The organism is Promicromonospora xylanilytica (genome assembly GCF_054782895.1).
Genome location: NZ_BAAGRP010000071.1, coordinates 59,171 through 76,676, shown reverse-complemented (window position 1 = coordinate 76,676; position 17,506 = coordinate 59,171). Strand labels below are relative to the sequence as shown.

13 protein-coding genes are annotated in these 17,506 nt (G+C 71.9%); 8 read left to right on the top strand and 5 right to left on the bottom strand.

The window, feature by feature from the left end:
- Positions 1-55 precede the first annotated feature (55 nt).
- On the bottom strand, positions 56-1,105 hold the full coding sequence (locus tag ACYVK7_RS21305; RefSeq protein WP_460889718.1) for a sensor histidine kinase: 1,050 nt from the start codon (positions 1,103-1,105) through the stop codon (positions 56-58).
- The gene (locus ACYVK7_RS21300; RefSeq protein WP_460889717.1) at positions 1,102-1,896 is read right to left on the bottom strand and encodes a response regulator transcription factor; all 795 of its coding nucleotides are present in this window, start codon (positions 1,894-1,896) and stop codon (positions 1,102-1,104) included. The genes ACYVK7_RS21305 and ACYVK7_RS21300 overlap by 4 nt, the downstream gene beginning before the upstream one ends.
- Before the next feature lie 203 nt (positions 1,897-2,099).
- On the opposite strand from ACYVK7_RS21300, the gene ACYVK7_RS21295 reads away from it, so the two are divergent.
- From ACYVK7_RS21295 to ACYVK7_RS21280, 4 genes are all read left to right on the top strand, one after another.
- Positions 2,100-2,675, top strand: coding sequence for a SigE family RNA polymerase sigma factor (locus ACYVK7_RS21295; protein WP_460889716.1), 576 nt, complete (start codon positions 2,100-2,102; stop codon positions 2,673-2,675).
- A complete protein-coding gene (locus ACYVK7_RS21290) occupies positions 2,672-4,099 on the top strand; it encodes a hypothetical protein (RefSeq protein WP_460889715.1) in 1,428 nt (475 codons plus the stop codon). The genes ACYVK7_RS21295 and ACYVK7_RS21290 overlap by 4 nt, the downstream gene beginning before the upstream one ends.
- A gap of 214 nt (positions 4,100-4,313) precedes the next feature.
- The gene (locus ACYVK7_RS21285; protein ID WP_460889714.1) at positions 4,314-5,096 is read left to right on the top strand and encodes a SigE family RNA polymerase sigma factor; all 783 of its coding nucleotides are present in this window, start codon (positions 4,314-4,316) and stop codon (positions 5,094-5,096) included.
- Positions 5,093-6,436, top strand: coding sequence for a hypothetical protein (locus tag ACYVK7_RS21280; RefSeq protein WP_460889713.1), 1,344 nt, complete (start codon positions 5,093-5,095; stop codon positions 6,434-6,436). The genes ACYVK7_RS21285 and ACYVK7_RS21280 overlap by 4 nt, the downstream gene beginning before the upstream one ends.
- Positions 6,437-6,612: 176 nt before the next feature.
- On the opposite strand, the gene ACYVK7_RS21275 is transcribed toward ACYVK7_RS21280, so the two are convergent.
- Positions 6,613-7,827 (bottom strand): excalibur calcium-binding domain-containing protein, encoded by a 1,215-nt coding sequence (locus ACYVK7_RS21275; protein WP_460889712.1) that lies wholly within the window; start codon positions 7,825-7,827, stop codon positions 6,613-6,615.
- Between the two features lie 144 nt (positions 7,828-7,971).
- Here ACYVK7_RS21275 and ACYVK7_RS21270 point away from each other — a divergent pair, with 144 nt between their 5' ends.
- Entirely contained in the window at positions 7,972-11,826 is a 3,855-nt protein-coding gene (locus ACYVK7_RS21270; RefSeq protein ID WP_460889711.1) for a TM0106 family RecB-like putative nuclease, read from the top strand.
- A 92-nt stretch (positions 11,827-11,918) separates the two neighbouring features.
- On the opposite strand, the gene ACYVK7_RS21265 is transcribed toward ACYVK7_RS21270, so the two are convergent.
- Positions 11,919-12,677 carry a hypothetical protein gene (locus tag ACYVK7_RS21265; RefSeq protein ID WP_460889710.1) on the bottom strand — a complete coding sequence of 253 codons (759 nt, stop codon included), beginning with the start codon at positions 12,675-12,677 and terminating at the stop codon, positions 11,919-11,921.
- 191 nt (positions 12,678-12,868) lie between these two features.
- On the bottom strand, positions 12,869-13,072 hold the full coding sequence (locus ACYVK7_RS21260) for a cold-shock protein (RefSeq protein WP_036971009.1): 204 nt from the start codon (positions 13,070-13,072) through the stop codon (positions 12,869-12,871).
- 236 nt (positions 13,073-13,308) lie between these two features.
- Between ACYVK7_RS21260 and ACYVK7_RS21255 the strand changes: the two genes are divergently transcribed.
- From ACYVK7_RS21255 to ACYVK7_RS21245, 3 genes are all read left to right on the top strand, one after another.
- Positions 13,309-14,163: an aldo/keto reductase gene (locus tag ACYVK7_RS21255; RefSeq protein ID WP_460889709.1), complete on the top strand. Its 855-nt coding sequence runs from the start codon at positions 13,309-13,311 to the stop codon at positions 14,161-14,163.
- A gap of 292 nt (positions 14,164-14,455) precedes the next feature.
- Positions 14,456-15,739 (top strand): ABC transporter substrate-binding protein, encoded by a 1,284-nt coding sequence (locus ACYVK7_RS21250; protein WP_460889708.1) that lies wholly within the window; start codon positions 14,456-14,458, stop codon positions 15,737-15,739.
- A 320-nt stretch (positions 15,740-16,059) separates the two neighbouring features.
- Complete coding sequence (locus ACYVK7_RS21245; RefSeq protein WP_460889707.1) at positions 16,060-17,505, top strand: branched-chain amino acid ABC transporter permease; 1,446 nt, start codon at positions 16,060-16,062, stop codon at positions 17,503-17,505.
- Position 17,506: the final 1 nt, after the last annotated feature.

Sequence of the window (17,506 nt, the reverse complement as noted above, 5' to 3'; positions counted from 1 at the left end):
TTGAGTGCTGGATATTCGCCCTTGAAACGCACTTTCGAGGGCGAATATCCAGCACTCAACTGGTCGGGGCCGGGAGGCGGAGGGTGAAGCGGCAGCCGGCCCCGCCGGGCAGGTTGTCCGCACCCGCCGTTCCCCCGTGGGCCTCGGCCACTCCACGCACGATGGAGAGGCCGAGGCCGGCGCCGCCTCCCGGCACCCCACCGCGCTCCGGGGTACGGGCCCCGGACCCGCGCCAGCCCGCCTCGAAGACGCGGCCGAGGTCCGCCTCCGGGATACCGCCGCACTCGTCCTCGACGGAGATCACCACGGTCTTCGCCGCGCGCGGGCCCGGCGCGTCCGGCTCGCACGCCACCGCCACGCGGACCGTGCCGCCAGGTCCCGTGTGCCGGACGGCGTTCACCAGCAGGTTCTCCAGCGCCCGCCCCACCTGCTGGGCGTCCAACGACGTCACCAGCGGATCCGTGACGTCCCATGCCAGGGCGACCCCGCCGGCGTCGGCCAGCGGTTGCGCCGACGCGATCGCGTCCGAGGCGAGGTCGGCGACGGCCACCGGCTCGCGGTGCAGCGTCGCCGTGGGGGACTGGAGGCGGGAGAGCGCCAGCAGGTCGTCGACCATCGCGGCCATCCGCCGGTTCTCGGCCAGGATGCGGGGCACGTGCTCGTCCACGGCTCCCACGCCGTCCTCCAGGGCCTCCGCCAGCGCCCGGACCGCAGCGAGGGGCGTGCGCAGGTCGTGCGACACCCAGGCCACCATCTCCCGGCGCCGCACCTCCACCTCACGGTCACGCTGCGCGGCCGCCTTCTCGGCAGCGGCCTGGGTGGTGACCGTGCGGATCCGTGCCGTCAGCACCAGGCCGACGGCGAGCGCCACCGGCACCGTCGCGAGCAGGAGAAGCAGGACGGTCGTGGAGTCGGTGTCGGACAGGAACATCGCCCGCGCGCTCGCGTAGACGCCGGCCGCGACGGAGCCCACGACGACCAGGGGGGCGAGGGTCGCCGCGAGCGCCACGCGCCGCCGCGCCAGGGCGAACAGCGCGACGGCGCCCGCCGCGCCCACCACGGCGGCCACGGAGACCGACAGGATCACGCCTGCCAGCTCGTTCACGTGTCGCCTCCGGAGGTGAGCGGTGCCGGCGAGCCGGCCGGGGCAGCGGGCGGCGTCGGGTCCCACCGGTAGCCCACACCGAACACGGTGACGAGGCGCGTCGGCCGGGACGGGTCGGTCTCGACCTTCTCGCGCAGGCGACGCACGTGGACCGTCACCGTGGACCGGTCGCCGTACTCCCAGCCCCAGACGCCGCGCAAGAGCGACTCCCGGTCGTGCACCTGTCCCGGGTGGGAGAGGAACCAGCGCAGCAGCTCGAACTCGCGGACGGTCAGCTGCAGCTGCGTGCCGGAGCGGGTGACGCGGTGGGCGGCCGGGTCGAGGCGGAGATCGCCGTCGTACAGGACCCCACTGGTCCGCTGGGCGGGCGCGGAGCCCTCCGCGGGTCCCTCGGTCCGCCGGGCGCTCGGGGCGGGCCCCACGGCGGTGCCGGCGCGGCGCAGCAGCGACTGCACCCGCAGCACCAGCTCGCGCGGGCTGAAGGGCTTGACCACGTAGTCGTCGGCGCCGATCTGCAGGCCGAGCACGCGGTCCTCCTCCTCGCCCCGCGCGGTGAGCATCAGGACGGGCAGGTCGGTGCGGGCGGAGCGGAGCCGCCTGCAGACCTCCAGACCGTCGATGCCGGGCAGCATGAGGTCGAGCACGACGGCGTCGGGCGGGTTCTCGGCGGCGGCGACCAGTGCGGCCGGGCCGTCGGCGGCGTGCTCGGCCACGACACCGGCGCGTTCCAGGTAGGCGACGACCACCTGTGCGACGGTGGCGTCGTCGTCGATCACGAGAACTCTGGCCACTTCTGAAGGGTACGGGCGGGGACCGACAGGGCCTTGTGCCGGGCGGTCCCGTCAGGACCTCGTAAGAACCGTTATGGAAAAGAGCGGAACCTCGCCGGTCCCGGGTTGCGTCTAAGGTGCATGACGCACACGAGGCGGCGCGCAGGGCGCCGCGAACCAGCGCCGGGGCAGTGGTCCGGTCATGGCTGCGGGCGGTGTACCGGATGAGTGAGGTGGCGTTGAGTCCAGCGGTTCAGCCGGGGACCGGCGAGATCACCGTGGTCCGGAGCGGGGTGGACCCCGTCGCGGACTTCACGGCCTTCGCGCAGGCCAACACCCCGGCGCTGTACCGGATCGCGTACCTGCTGTGCGGTGACCAGCACCGTGCGCAGGACCTGGTGCAGCTCGCCCTCGAGCGCACGTTCAAGGCGTGGAAGAGGGTCGGTGACGGCGACCCGTTCGCCTATGCCCGCCGGGTCCTGGCGACGGCACGCATCGACACCTGGCGCCGTACCCGCCGCGAGGTGCTCACCGACGACCCGGTGGGCAGCACCAGGGAGCTGAGCGCTCCGGCGTCGGAGGCGGAGCTCGCCGAGCGGGACCGCCTGGTCCGCGCGCTCATGGCGCTCTCGGTCAAGCAGCGCCGTGTGGTGGTCCTGCGCTACCTCCTGGACCGCTCCGAGTCCGACACCGCGGCGGAGCTCGGCATCTCAGCGGGCACCGTCAAGTCCACCGCCTCACGAGCCCTGGCCCGTCTGCGCACCCTCGTGGTGCCCGACGGCGGGGGGAGCCGATCATGAACGTGCACGACATCAACTCGAAGCAGGACGCGGTGCTGCTGGCCGGCCTGCGCGCCGCCGGGTCCACGATCGAGCCGCCACGGTCGCTGGACGCCGTCGCCATGGCGACGCGAGCCGTGCGCACCGTGCGCCGCCGCCGGATAGTCGTCGCGGCGACCGCCGGTGTCGCGGCGCTCGCGCTCACCGGCGCGGGCATCGGCGCGGCCGGCGCCATCTATGCCGACCGGCAGGCTCCTCTGCCCGGGACGGACCGGACGTCCGTCGAGTCCGCTCCGGCGAGCGATTCGCCGTCGGCCTCGCCGAGCCCCTCGACGACGGCGTCGGCGGCCGGCTCGAGCGGCGGGCCGGAGGCCGCGTCGCCGGAGTTCCTCGAGACCGGTGGCGGCACGCTCCCGGTGATGCCGGGGGTCGAGCGGGGTGTCGTCGAGGACGGTGGGCACTCCCCGTACATCCTCGGCGGGCTCTGGTACGAGGTGCCGCCGGGTGGCTGGATCGCCGTCGGCGACGTCAACGCGGGCGGCGTCGCCGGCTGGCTGGACCCGGAGCATCCGGAGGCCGACGGTCTCGGGGAGACCGGCACCATCGACGACATGGACGCCACCATCGAGCTGCGGAACGTGTTCGACGTCGCGGACTGGACCGTTCCGGCGAAGGACTCCGGCGCGATGACGCTGGACGTCGAGGGCGCGGACCTCGTGGTCATCGAGCGGCACGCGAAGGAGGGCGACATCCGCCCGGCGACCATCACGCTCCGTAGCGGCGACGAGGGCTGGATCATCGAGACCCGCTTCGCGGCGAACGAGCAGGGCGACGCCACCCTGCGGAACTTCCTGGGGAACCTCTGGTTCAAGGAGGCGGGCGAGCCCGACTGGTACCAGCCGGAGTTCTCGACCCCGGTCCTCGACGCCATCGAGCGCGGGGTCCCGGCCGACTGGGCCCGGACCGAGCACAACGGCTTGAAGTTCGCGGTGCCGGAGGGCTGGACCGACAAGGAGACGGAGGGCGAGTTCACGCCGGGCGTCGAGTGGACCGGTCCGACGATCGCGCACGTGGAACCCGGCATCAGCGAGGAGGCGCTCGAGCTGTGGGTGGACGCCTCCGAGAAGGAGAAGGAGCGCGCGTCCGAGCCCACGGAGTCGCCGGAGCGGGTCTACGTCCAGGGCGGCAAGCCCGGCGGCCTCTGGTGGACCCGGAGCGCGGACGCGCCGCAGTCCCAGATGATCGACGTGCCGGGCGCCGACTACGCCGAGGTCCTGCCGACGGTCTACAACAGGGACGGGGCCGCCGACTACTACTGGGCCCAGATCTACCTGCACCAGGAGGACCGGGGCGAGAACCTGTTCCTCGTGGTCGAGTTCGACGGCGGCGAGCAGGGCCTGAAGGACTTCCACACCTTCCTGGGCACGCTCGACTTCCGGCGCTGACCGCACCGCACCACCGCACGTGCCGGGTGTGCGGGTCACCGAGTGACCCGCACGCCCGGCACGTGCTCTTTCGTCTGCGCGGTGACCCGGCTCACAGCGGTCCCGGAGAAATCCGCGAGATCGGATGGAACCTTCACCCCGGCTGGCCCGTGTTCCGTTCGTGACAGTCACGAGTCCGCGTGCAGCAGCGCCAGAGTCCCGGGTCCCCAAACCCGTGACCCTGTACGTCGTGCGCGCCGACTCCAGCTCTGCGGACGACCTGGAGACCGTGACCACCGAGCAGAACACCCCAGACTCCCCATCCACCACGACGCCGGAACCGGTGGCGGGCACCGCCCCGGAGAAGACCGGACCCACCCCAGCGACCCGGCCGCTCAGGCTGGTCCGGGGTGGGGACACGGGCGCCGATGACGTAACCTCGCTGCCCGTGCGGACAGACCGGCCTACGGCCACTCACGCGCGCAGGAACGCACAGATCTCGAAGAACGAAGAGTTCACCGTGTTCATGCGAGAGGCCAAGGACCCCCTCCATCGGATGGCGTTCCTCCTGAGCGGCGACGCGCATCGCGCCGAGGAGCTCACCCAGCAGACGTTCGAGCGGTGCTACCGCCACTGGCACAAGGCCAGGGCGGGTGACCCGCTGATCTACGCCCGGCGGGTGCTGGCCAACCTGCGCATCGACGCCTGGCGCCGCACGCGGCGCGAGGTGCTGACCGGTCCCGACGAGCTGCCGCAGGACGACGTCCGCGTCGCCAGGGCGGCGGCCCGCATGCCCACGCGCACCGTGGACGATCGCGACGCCGTCGTGCGCGCCCTCCTGCGGCTTCCCCTGAAGCAGCGCCGTGTCGTGGTGCTGCGTCACCTGCTGGACCTGTCGGAGTCCGAGGTGTCGAGCGAGCTCGGCATCCCCCTCGGCACCGTCAAGTCCACGGCCTCGCGCGGCCTCGCCCACCTGCGCGCGATCCTCGACGTCGATCCACTGGGCGGAACCCGATGAACACGAACCTCTCCCAGGGCGCCCCCGACGACGAGTTCGTCGCGCGGGTCCGTGAGTCGGCGCACGCGGCGGTACCCGCGTCGACGCTGGATCTGGACAGGGTCCTGCGGTCGAGCCGCCGCAAGCACGCCACGCGGCGGGCGAGCGTGACACTGGCGTCCACGCTGGCGCTCGCCACGGCGGGGGCGGGCGTCGCCGGCGCCCTCCCGGGCATCCCGGGTCTCTGGAGCAACGCCCCGGTCACGGTGGAGACCACCGACGCACCACCCTCGACGCTCGAGGGTGAGGTCGACGTGGATCGGCCGGCGCCGTCACCGACGGACGTCCCGTCGTCGGAGCCGGAGACGGACCTCGCCTATCTCGCACCCGGTGTGCGCACGGTGGCGGAGCCCGCGTCGTACCGCGTCGACCGGGACACCGTGGTCCTCGACCTCGGCCTGGGCGCCGGGGGCGGCGACCGGTACCTCGCGGTGGTGACCCTGGCGAAGATCGACGGGCGCCACAGCGCGACGGACCTGGAGCTCCTCGCGGGCGGCGACACCGCCCTCAAGAACCTCCGCGAGGGGAACCTCGGCGGAACGCTGCTCTGGCGGGGCGTCACGTCCGACGCGATGGTCCTACCGTCGAACGGCGGGCCGGCGCTCGTGTTCGGGTTCTCGTCGGCGGCGTCGGAGGGGACCCAGCACCTGGTCTTCGACGACCCGCTGACCGGTGGTGCCGCGGGCGCGCAGGGGGCGCCCGCGTCACCGGAGTCCGACGCGCCGGATGCGGGTTCCTCGATCCCGGTCACGCCGTTCGACGTCCTCGGCGACGGCAGCGTGTGGATGCGGGTCCTGCAGGTGGACCGCGCGACGGCGGAGCCGCGTGGGTTCATCTATGCGAACCAGGACACGTGGAGCGCGTCGTGGTGCCGCAGCACCTCGCCGGAGTGCGCGGTCATCCACGACGTCGCCGGCAAGGCGGTGGAGAAGCCGCAGGCTGCCGAGCCCGCTCCGATGGTGGCGGAGCTCGCGCCGATGCTGGTCGAGGACGCGGAGGCGAACGAGGTCCCCGCGATGGAGGCGTGCGTCGCCCAGCGCACCGGTACCGGCTGGGCCGCTCCGCAGGGGCTGACGGGCAAGTCGTTCTGGCAGGCGCCGAAGGGCGTGGACGCCGACGTCTGGCGGCTGTGCCTGATCGACCTGAGCGAAGCCCTGCAGCTCGCCTCCACGGCGGACGAGCCCGCGCCGCCCGACGGCGTGACACCCACCCCGGCTCCGACCAAGGAGCCGACCACACCTCCCGAGAACGAGGATCCCCTCGGTCTCGGTGAGCTCCTGGACGGACTCTTCGGGAGCTGAGACTTCCCGGTCCACGTCTCGTCTGGGGAGATGGCGTGGGCCGGGAACACACGAGCGGGCCGAGACAGAATCTGGGGATCTGTCTCGGCCCGCTCTCATTCCTCGGGCCGGCGGCCCGTCCGGGCTACCGCACCGGGAGGCGCTGGTAGCCCGGCTGTGGCTCCGGGCCGATCGGTCTACTCGCCGCCCTCGCAGGCAACGCCGTTGCCGTTGCGGTCGAGGTGCGGCAGGTAGCCCGGTTCACCGTTCGACAGCGGGGCGGCGCCGGCGGCACGGACCGCGTCGCAGTTCCAGTAGAAGACCGTGCCGGGATTGTCGCCGCCCCAGTCCCCGTTCTCCTGCTCCTCCTCCTGCTCTTCCTGCTCCTCCTGCTGCTGCTGTTCCTCCTGCTGCTTGAGCGCCGCCTCGCGCTCGTCGAGCTGAGCCGACCGCTCGCCCAGCTTCTGCTCGCGCGCGGCCACCTCGTCGCGCTGCTCCTTGAGCTGGGTGCGCTGCTGCTCGATCTCGGCGCGCTCCGCCTCGATCTCCGACTCGAGGGTCCGGGCGTCGGTGATCGCCTGGTTCGCGTCAGCCTGCTGACCAGCCGTGACGACGACGCCGATGATCACGCCGAGCGCCAGGCCGGCGATGGCGATGGCGACCATGAGCCCGGCACCGGGGGAGCGGGAACCACCCTGCCGCCCCGAGCCGGCAGGACGGGGCCTGACCGGCGCAGGCTGTGCGGAGGCGGTACCCGTCGGCGCCGCCGTGCGGTGCGCGTCGTCGATGCTCAACGGGCCGGGCCCGGTGCTGGCTCCGGCGGCCGACGACGGGGCGGGGGGTGGGTTGGCGCCCTTGCTGCCCAACCCCTTCAGCGCGGCCAGGACGCCGGCGCCGGAAGCCTTGCGCGGCGCCTCCGGAGGCGGCGGTGGGGGCGCCATGCCGGGCTGGGGCGGGTAGACCGGTTGCGGCCCGGACCCGGGCTGGGGCGGGTAGACCGGCTGCGGCCCGGACCCGGGCCTGGGTGCGCCAGGTGCCGCCGGAGCGCTGATCGGCGCCATCGTCATGGTCGAGCCCATCGCGTCCGCCGGGGACGGGGCGGGGGCTCCGGGAGCCGGACGGCTGGGCGCACCGGCGATCACCTGGATCGCGACCGTCCGCGTGTCCGCGTCCGCCGATCCTTCCGGGGCGGTGTCGGGGACAGGTCCGGAACCGGGGGGCGCCGGCGGTGACGGGGGTGCCGGGGGCGCGGTGTGGTGCTCGGCCGCGGGCCGGGGGGTGTCGGGTCCGTCGACCCAGTAGTCCCAACCGGGCGGCGCCGGGGGCCACGACGGGTCGGGCGCCCAGGTGGAGTCGGGTCGGAATCCCGGGGGCACCTGCCAACCCGGAGGCGGGTTGAAGCGCACGGGCATGGTTGCTCCTTCGATACGGTCGGCCCCACTATCGGCCATCCAGGCGGCTCGGCGCCAGAACAAGGGGCTGAACCGGACATATCTACCGCCTGCGGGGACGACAGTAGCGCGCTCGTGTCAGGGGTCACTGGTAGACCTGGGGGCATGTTCCTCCTGGAGCGTGACGACGCAGGCACTCTCGTGCACTCGGCAAGCGACCTCGTGATCGCGGGTGAGTGCGAGTTCCGCCTGCTGAGACGCCTCGACGAGCTGCTCGGCCGCAGCCCGCGCCGGGTGCGGGAGGAGGACGAGATGCTCGCCCGCACCGCTGCCCTGGGCGAGGACCACGAGCGGCGGGTCCTCGAGGGGCACCTGCGTACCTTCGGGCCGGCGGCCGCCGGTCGGCCCGGTGGCGTGCTCGAGGTCCCGCCCGCCCGCCGGATGGCTCGCGACGACCTGATCGACGCGCACACCCGCACGCTGGCCGCGATGGAGCAGGGCGCCGACGTGGTCTACCAGGCCTCGTTCTTCGACGGCCGGTTCCACGGCCGGGCCGATTTCCTGGTGCGCGACCCGCTGGGCGAGCTGGCCGCCGAGCTCGCGCCGCAGCCCAGGTACGCCGTGCACGACTCCAAGCTCGCCCGCCGTACCAAGGTCCGCGCGCTGCTCCAGCTCGCCGCGTACGCGGACCAGCTGATGGGCGCCCGGATCGACCCGACCGCCGAGGTGCACCTCGTGCTCGGCACGGGGGAGACCACGTCGCACCGGCTCGCCGACCTGCTGCCCGTCTTTCGCAAGCGGCGCGCGCGGCTCCTGGAGGTCCTGGACGCCCACGTCGCCGACGACGCCGCGGTGAGCTGGGCCGACGACCGGTACCTGGCCTGCGGCAAGCTCCGCACCTGTCAGGACTGTGCGGAGGCCGCGGCCGCGCGTCGCGACGTGCTGCTCGTCGGGGGCGTGTACGGCGTGCAGCGCTCCACGTTGTCGGCGTCGGGGATCTCCACCATCGACGCGCTCGCGGCGGCCGAGGACCCACCGGAGGGTATGTCCGCCGCCCGGTTCGAGGGGCTCCGGGCCCAGGCGCGGCTCCAGCTCGGGCTCGACGAGGGTGACGGGTCGGTGGCGCTCGACCCGCTGCCCGAGGGCGTCGACCCGGACGGACCGGACGCGCGCCTGCGCTGGCGGCTCGTCGCGACCGAGGCCATCGACCGGATCCCGCCGCCCAGCCCCGGTGATGTGTTCTTCGACTTCGAGGGCGACCCGCTGTGGGAGGCGGCACGCCTGCCGGGCGACGACCAGGCGCCGGCCATGGGTCTCGACTACCTCTTCGGCTGGGTCGAGCGCCCCGGTGGGACCGACACCGCCCCGCCCTTCCACGGGCTCTGGGCCGACGACCTGGCGGGGGAGCGCGACGCGCTCATCCAGTTCGTCGACTACCTCACGGCACGCCTGAAGACCTACCCTGACCTGCACGTCTACCACTACGCGGCCTACGAGAAGACGCATCTGCTCTCGATCGCGGCACGGCACGGGGTGTACGAGGACGAGGTGGACCAGCTGTTGCGGGACGGCGTGCTGGTCGACCTGTACGCGGTGGTCCGGTCGTGCCTGCGCATCTCGAACCGGTCGAAGTCGATCAAGAAGCTCGAGCCCCTCTACATGCAGGACGATCCGGCGCGCGATGGCGTCACCAGCGCGACGGCCTCGGTCACGGAGTACGCGGAGTACGCCAAGCTGGCCGCTGAGGGTTCGGAGCAGGCGGCGGCGCTCAAGCGGCGGATCCTGGACTACAACGAGTACGACTGCCGATCGACGCTGCGGCTGCTCGACTGGTTGCGGTTCGCGCGGTCGTCGGCCGGGCCGGTCGAGAACGTCGCGGCGGGTGCGGCCGGCACGGCTGGGACCACCCGGGGGAGCGCGGACGCGCGCGCGTACTCGCTCCCCGCCGCCGACCCGGCCCTCGAGGGGGACTCGGCCCGGACCGTCGCCCGCCGGGACGGGCGGGAACGGCGACTGGCGTTGGCCGACGCGATCTCCGACCGGGTCGGGGAGAACCGCGGGGGCCGGTCGCTCGACGTGCAGGCGCTCGCTCTGCTGGGTGCCGCCGTCGGGTACTACCAGCGAGAGGACAAGCCGTTCTGGCAGGAGCACTACGCCCGGCTGGAGCTGCCGCTGGACGAATGGCCCGGTCGGAGGGCGACGTTCCACGTGGAACGTTCGACGGTGCTGCGGGACTGGGCCGTGGTGGGCCGTGACCGGCTGCCCACGCGGGAGATCGAGCTGGTGGGCCGCATGCTCGACGGTTCGCGGATCGACGGGTCCGACCTGGGCGCCGGAGCGGCCGTCCACGTGCTGTACGACCAGCCGGTGCCGCCCGTCGCCCTCCCCAGGGGCTCCGGCGAGCTGGAGGGACGGGCCGTGCGCGGTGAGCACTCCGGCGGGCTGATCCTGGAGGCACGGGACCCGTACGGGGAGCGGGAGGACCTGCCGCGAGGGCGCGACGTGGTGGTCCTGCGGGAGCGGCTGTCCGGCGGCGCCGAGCCGCACGGGCAACTGCCCGTAGCGCTCGCGCCGCAGCGCGGACCGGCCCACGACGCGCAGGAGCTGGCGGTCGAGCACGCCGCGCGCGAGGCCCTCGCCGCGTGGGACGCGGACCGCGCGTTGCCCGACGGCGCGGCGCTCGACCTGCTGCGCAGGCGTCCGCCGCGACTGGTGGGCGCTCCGGCGGGTACCGCCCCGAGCACTTCGGTCGGTGCGGAACCGCCCGGTGGTGAGCTGCCCGGCCTGGGCGACGAGACGGACGGCGGGCTCGACCTCGAGACAGCGGTGTACACGGCCGTCGAGCGGCTCGACCACTCGTATCTCGCCGTGCAGGGCCCGCCCGGTACGGGCAAGACGCACGTCGGCTCGCACGTCGTCGCCAAGCTGGTCGGGGCGGGGTGGCGGGTGGGGGTCGTGGCCCAGTCGCACGCGGCGGTCGAGAACATGCTGAGCGCCATCGTCGACAAGGCAGGCGTGCCCGTCGAGCAGGTGGCCAAGAAGCAGCGTGCCAAGGGTGCCGAGCAGGGTGCTGCCCCGCCGTGGCAGGAGCTGACGAGCAGCCAGCTCGCGGACTGCGCGGCGAACAGCTCCGGCGGCTGCGTCGTGGGCGGCACCGCCTGGGACTTCGCGCACGAACGCTGGCCCGACGAGGGACTCGACCTGCTGGTCATCGACGAGGCGGGGCAGTTCTCGCTCGCCGACACGATCGCCGTCGGCAGGTCCGCGCAGCGGCTCCTGCTGCTCGGTGATCCGCAGCAGCTTCCTCAGGTCAGCCAGGGCAAGCATCCGGAGCCGGTCGACGAGTCGGCGCTCGCCTGGCTCGCAGGCGGCAGCGCAGTGCTCCCCGACGGCCTGGGCTACCTGCTGCCCGAGTCGTGGCGCATGCACCCCGACGTCTGTGCCGCGGTGTCCCAGCTCTCCTACGCCGGCCGGCTCTCGGCGCACCCGATCACGACCACACGGTCGCTGGACGGTGTTCCGCCAGGAGTGGTGCACGTGCCGGTCGAGCACGAGGGCCACTCGTCGTCGTCCCCCGAGGAGGCGGCCGAAGTGGTGCGGCAGGTGCGAAGCGTGCTCGGCCGGACGTGGGACCCGGGCGGTGGACTGCCACCACGGCCCCTCGGGCCCGACGACGTCGTGGTGGTCGCCGCCTACAACGCGCAGGTCCACACAGTGCGCCAGGCGTTGCGGGCTGCCGGCCTCGACGGCGTGCCCGTCGGTACCGTCGACATGTTCCAGGGGCGTGAGGCGCCCGTGGCGATCCTGACTCTCGCGGCCTCGACGCCTGACGACGTCTCTCGCGGCATGGGATTCCTGCTGTCGCGCAACCGCATCAACGTGGCGGTCTCGCGTGCCCAGTGGCGCGCGGTCGTGATCTCGTCGCCGCGGCTCACCGACTACCTGCCGGGAGACCTGGACGCCGACGGCGTCCGCAGGCTCATGGAGCTCGGCGGGTTCCTGCGCCTGCTCGGCAGCTGACCAGCCCTCCGCCGAGGTAGTCATGCAGCGAGGTAGTCACCCGGTTCACGCTTGGGTGACTACCTCGCTGCATGACTACCTCGGCTGAAGGGCTAGAACTCGCCGCCGCCGAAGTCGCCGCCGAAGTCTCCACCGCCACCGAACATGTCGCCGAAGAAGCCGCCACCGGCGTCACCACCGGCGTCACCGCCCGCGTCACCACCGGAGGCCTCGACCGGCTCGCCGCCGGCCTCCGCACCGGGGTCGCCACCTTCGGCTCCGGCCTCCTCGCCGCCGCCCTCGGCTCCGCCACCCTCCTCGCCGCCGGCGAAGTCCTGGGACGGGTCGCCGAAGGAGCTGCCGAACATCATGTCCGCCACGGCCGAACCGATGACCATGCCACCGATCGTGCCGAGCATGCTCGCGCCGAGCATCGAGCCGAAGCCCGGTCCGCGGCTCGAGCCGAAGTTGCGCTCCAGCGTGCCGGGATTGCGCATCTCCGCGCGGGTGGCCATGCGGGCCAGGTCGCGCGGCTCGTCGGACGTCGCTCGCTCGCCGGCCGGAACGCTCTCGCTCAGCTGGGCCTGGACCTGCCGGCGCTGCTCCGGCGTGAGCTGGGCGAACGCCTCGGCGTGTGCCTCCTCGACCTGGTCCGGCGGGGCGGTACGGAGCAGGTAGCGGTAACGCTCGATCGCCACCTCGTCCTCGCTGCGGCCGGTGCTCGCGGCGGAGCCGTAGACCGGCGCCGTGCCGTACTCGGGGGTCTGGCCCGGCTGCTGCCGGTACTGCTGTCGGGGCGCGCTGCCGCCCTGGTACATGCCGGGGATCTGCTCGCGCGGCTCGCGGCCGAGCAGTCGGTCGAGGAAGCCCATGATGTCGTCCTTCGTAGGTGACGGTCCAGGTGAGGAACGCCCGGCGTGGCCCAACGGTTCCGTATCGCCCCGCCAGGTCCACCGGGGGAAATGGCGAAGGCCCGGTCACCTCGAAAGGTGGCCGGGCCTACGTCGTACAGCCGACGACGAACTCAGACGAGATCACCGCGGAAGCTGCGAAGATTGAGGGATCAGATCGGGCGGATGTTCTCCGCCTGCAGGCCCTTGGGGCCCTGCTTCACGTCGAACTCGACGCGCTGGTTCTCCTCCAGCGAGCGGTAGCCGCTCGACTGGATCGCGCTGAAGTGGGCGAACACGTCCTGCCCACCGTCCTCGGGTGCAATGAACCCGAAGCCCTTCTCGGCGTTGAACCACTTGACGGTTCCGAATGCCATGTACTGCTCCTTGCATGAGGCGACGACCCCGACCGTCGGGATCGCATAATCACGGTGTCGTCGTCATCTCACGGAAGAACGATCGAGGCACTGCAACACCTACCACCCTACCTGCCCGCGGCCAGGAAAGCCCGATCAATCTTGAGTGACTTGTGTTGGAGGGTCGTCAAGCCGGCGTCAAGCCCGGTTCTCGGCCGCCGTCGACGACGTTCGGAGCCGGTGTTAGAACGGAAGACATGAACGCAGCTACCGATATCCCGTCCGTCACTCTCAACAACGGAATCGAGATCCCACAGGTCGGCCTCGGCGTCTTCCAGGTGCCGGACAACGGCACCCAGGCCTGCGTCGAGACCGCCATCGAGCTCGGCTACCGGCACATCGACACGGCCGCCGCCTACTACAACGAGGAGGGCGTCGGCGCGGCGGTCCGGGCGTCGGGCGTCCCGCGTGCGGAACTCTTCGTCACCACGAAGCTCCGCAACGGCGACCAGGGCTACGACAACGCGCTGCGCGCCTTCGAGAGCAGCCGCAGGGCGCTGGGTCTCGACGTCGTCGACCTCTACCTCATCCACTGGCCCGTGCCCACCCGCGACCTCTACGTGGAGACCTGGCGCGCGTTCGAGAAGCTGCTCGCCGAGGGTGCGGTCCGCGCGATCGGCGTCTCCAACTTTCTGCCCGAGCACATCGATCGCCTGGTCAGCGAGTCGACCGTGGTGCCGGCGGTGAACCAGGTCGAGCTCCACCCGACCTTCCGGCAGCCCGCGACGGTCGAGCGGAGCCGCGCCCACGGCATCGTTCCCGAGGCGTACTCACCCCTCGGACAGGGGGCCGACCTGGAGGCGCCCGCGGTGGTCCGCATCGCGAACGAGCTGGGCGTCACACCGGGACAGGTGGTGCTGCGGTGGCAGGTACAGCACGGGGTGATCCTGATCCCCAAGTCCGTGAACCCGGAGCGGATGGCGACCAACATCGACCTCTTCTCCTTCTCTCTCAGCGAGGCGCAGATGGCCGATATCAACGCCCTGCACGCCCCGGACAGCCGGATCGGCGCCGACCCGGACGTCGCGGCCTTCACACAGTTCAGGAGCTGACGCCAGACGACTACCTCGCCAGACGACTACCTCGCCAGAGGACTACCTCGGCGGGGGTGGGCGGGGGCGCGGTCCGGTGCTTCCCGGCGGTGGCAGAGCGCCCTTCTTGCCCATTCGAGCCCTGTTCCAGACCCCGTTCTTGGGGTGCCGCACGCCTGGGTCACATCCTCGTAACGATCGGGTCGGTGTGACGGACTAGTCACACTTGTGCAACACAAGGTGACTACGTTCATCGCCACGACGAGGCAAGTCGCCGCGTCAGCTTCACTCCCGCTCGAAGGGGAACAGCGCAATGATTCGACGTTCCACGGCGGCGCGCGGTCTCGCGATCGCAGCTGTCCTCAGCGTGGGCCTCTCGGCCTGCTCCACGACAACGGAGACTGGCGGCGACGGCGACGGCGCCGGGTCGCAGGATCCGCTCATCGTCGGCACAATCCTTCCGCTCACCGGCACGCTCGCCTTCCTCGGCCCGCCCGAGGTCGCCGGTGTCGGTCTGGCGATCGCCGACATCAACGAGGCCGGCGGTGTGCTCGGCAACGACGTCACGCTGGAGCAGGGCGACTCCGGTGACACCACGGACACCAGCGTCGCGCAGCAGACGGCGACCGACCTGATCAGCAAGGGTGCACAGGTCGTCATCGGTGCCGCGTCGTCGGCCGTGAGCCTCAACGTGGTGGACCAGTTCACCGAGGCCGGCGTCATGCAGATCTCCCCGGCCAACACGGCCACGGACCTCTCGGGCGCGAGCGAGTTCTTCACCCGCACGGCGCCGCCGGACACCGTGCAGGGTGCCGCGCTCGGCTCGCTGATCCTGGACGGCGGTCACCAGAAGATCGCCATGATCGTCCAGGACGAGGCCTACGGCACCGGCCTGCGCGACAACATCCAGCAGGCCGTCGAGGCCGGCGGTGGCGAGGTCGTCTATGGCGCCACCGGCGCCGGCGACGAGTTCCCTCCCGGTGAGAGCAACTTCTCGTCGATCGTCACGGACGCCCTGGCCGCCAAGCCGGACGCCATCGCGGTCATCGCCTTCGAGGAGACCAAGGCGATCGTCTCGGAGCTGACGTCGCAGAACTGGGACTTCAACGGCACCACGTACTTCTGCGACGGCAACACCGCCTCGTACGAGCCGGACTTCGACCCCGGCACGCTCGAGGGCGTGGTCGGAACGATCCCCGGCGCGCAGGCTCCCGACGACTTCAAGGAGCGCCTGAGCGCCTGGTACGAGGAGAACGAGGGCGAAGAGCTCGCGGACTACTCCTACGGTCCCGAGTCGTACGACGCCGTCGTCCTGGCCGCGCTCGCCGCTGTCCGTGGTGAGGGCACCGACGGTGCCACCATCTCGGAGAACATCCAGGCGGTCTCCGGTGCCGACGGCGGCACCGAGGTCACCTCGTACGAGGAGGGCGTCGCGGCGCTCGAGGCGGGCGAGGAGATCCACTACGTGGGCCAGTCCGGTGTCGGTCCGCTCAACGAGGAGAACGACCCGACGTCCGCGTTCATCGGCGTCTACAAGTACGACAAGAACAATGTCAACGTCTTCGAGCGCTCGATCGAGGGCAAGGTCGCGGAGTAGCTCGCGAACCGGACTGACCCGCCGGCCCCCCAGCCGGTGGACAGCCCAGACGACGGCCCGATCGCCTTCCGTGCGGAGGGTGACCGGGCCGTCGTCCTGTCTGGATTGATGTGTCCTGTAGACAAATGCAGGCGAATAGTAACCCTTTCGTGTGACACCGGCTGCGCCAGATGTGACACAAACCACGGCTACACTTCCGGCACGCTCGCGAAAACCTTGCGATACACGGCCCGTTCAGGGCTGCTACATCACGGGGAGAACGGTGGTCCGGAGGCTTGAAACCCCTCGGCCAGCCCCAGACACCATGGAGGACCCGGCACATGAAAGCCGACCGACCCATCGCGTCCGCGATCCGGCGCACCCTCGCCGTCATCGTGGCGGTACTCGCGGCACTGACCGCGAGTGCGGCGATGCTCGCCGCCCCCGCCGCGGCGTCCGCAACGGACGTCGCCACCGACTGCACCCCGGACGGGACCACCGCGTGTGTCTCCCCGATCGTGCTCGACGAGAACAACGAACCCCTGGCCGGCGTCGACGTGACGATCACGGGCCAGGGCTTCGAGGAGGTCGTCACCTCGACCGACGGGCCGGTGTCCGTCGCCGTCCCCGAGGTCGGCCCCTACACGCTGACCATCGACCCGGCAACGGTGCCGGACGGGATGGCGGCGAACGCCACGGAGCGTCAGGTCACGGCCCAGCTGGGCTCGACGGCCCGCGGGGCGTTCACCATCGCGGAGGGCTCGGCCCCCGCGGAGACCGGAGCGTCGACCGAGCCTTCGGAGACGGCGGACGGCGACGCCGGTTCCGCAGAGGAGGACGATGCGGAGGCCAGCGGCATCGGAGCCGACGGATCCACCGAGAACGTCTCAGGACTGCCGGCGTTCAGCCAGGTCTGGCAGCAGTTCGGGTCAGGTATCCGGTTCGGTCTGCTCCTCGCGCTCGCCTCGGTGGGGCTGAGCCTGATCTACGGCACCACGGGGATCTCGACCTTCTCGCACGGCGAGCAGGTGACGCTGGGTGCCCTGATCGGCTTCATGTCGGTCAACTGGTGGGGCCTGCCGGTCTGGGCGGCCGTGCTCGTCACGATCGTCATCTGCGCGTCGACGGGCTGGCTCCAGGACGTGGTCCTGTGGGGCCCGCTCCGCCGTCGCGGGACACCGGTCATGCAGCTGATGATCGTGACCATCGGTCTCTCGATGGCGCTGCAGTACCTGATCCAGATGTTCATCGGCGGTCGCTCCCAGCGGGTGCTGCCGTCGAACGCCCGGCCCGTGGAGATCGCCGGCATCACCCTGAGTGCCGCGTCGTGGCTCTCGATGCTCGTGGCCCTGGCCGTGATCGGCGTCATCGCCTGGTTCCTCACCCGGACCCGGATCGGCCGGGCGACCCGCGCCGTGTCGGACAACCCGGCGCTGGCCGCGGCGACCGGCATCAACCCGGACCGCATCGTGCGCATCGTCTGGACCGTGTCCACCGGCCTGGCCGGCCTGTCCGGCATGCTGCTCGCGATCTCGTTCGGTTCGTTCACGTGGACGCTCGGCATGATCCTGCTGCTGCTCATGTTCGCCGCGGTGACGCTCGGCGGCATGGGCACGGCGTTCGGTGCCCTGGCCGGGTCGATCGTCATCGGCCTCGTCGTCGAGATGTCCACCCTCATCCCCGGCATGCCGAGCAGCCTTCGGTACGCCTCGGGCCTCCTGATCCTCATCCTCGTGCTGCTGTTCAGGCCTCAGGGCCTGCTCGGCCGCGCCGTGCGGGTCGGCTGAA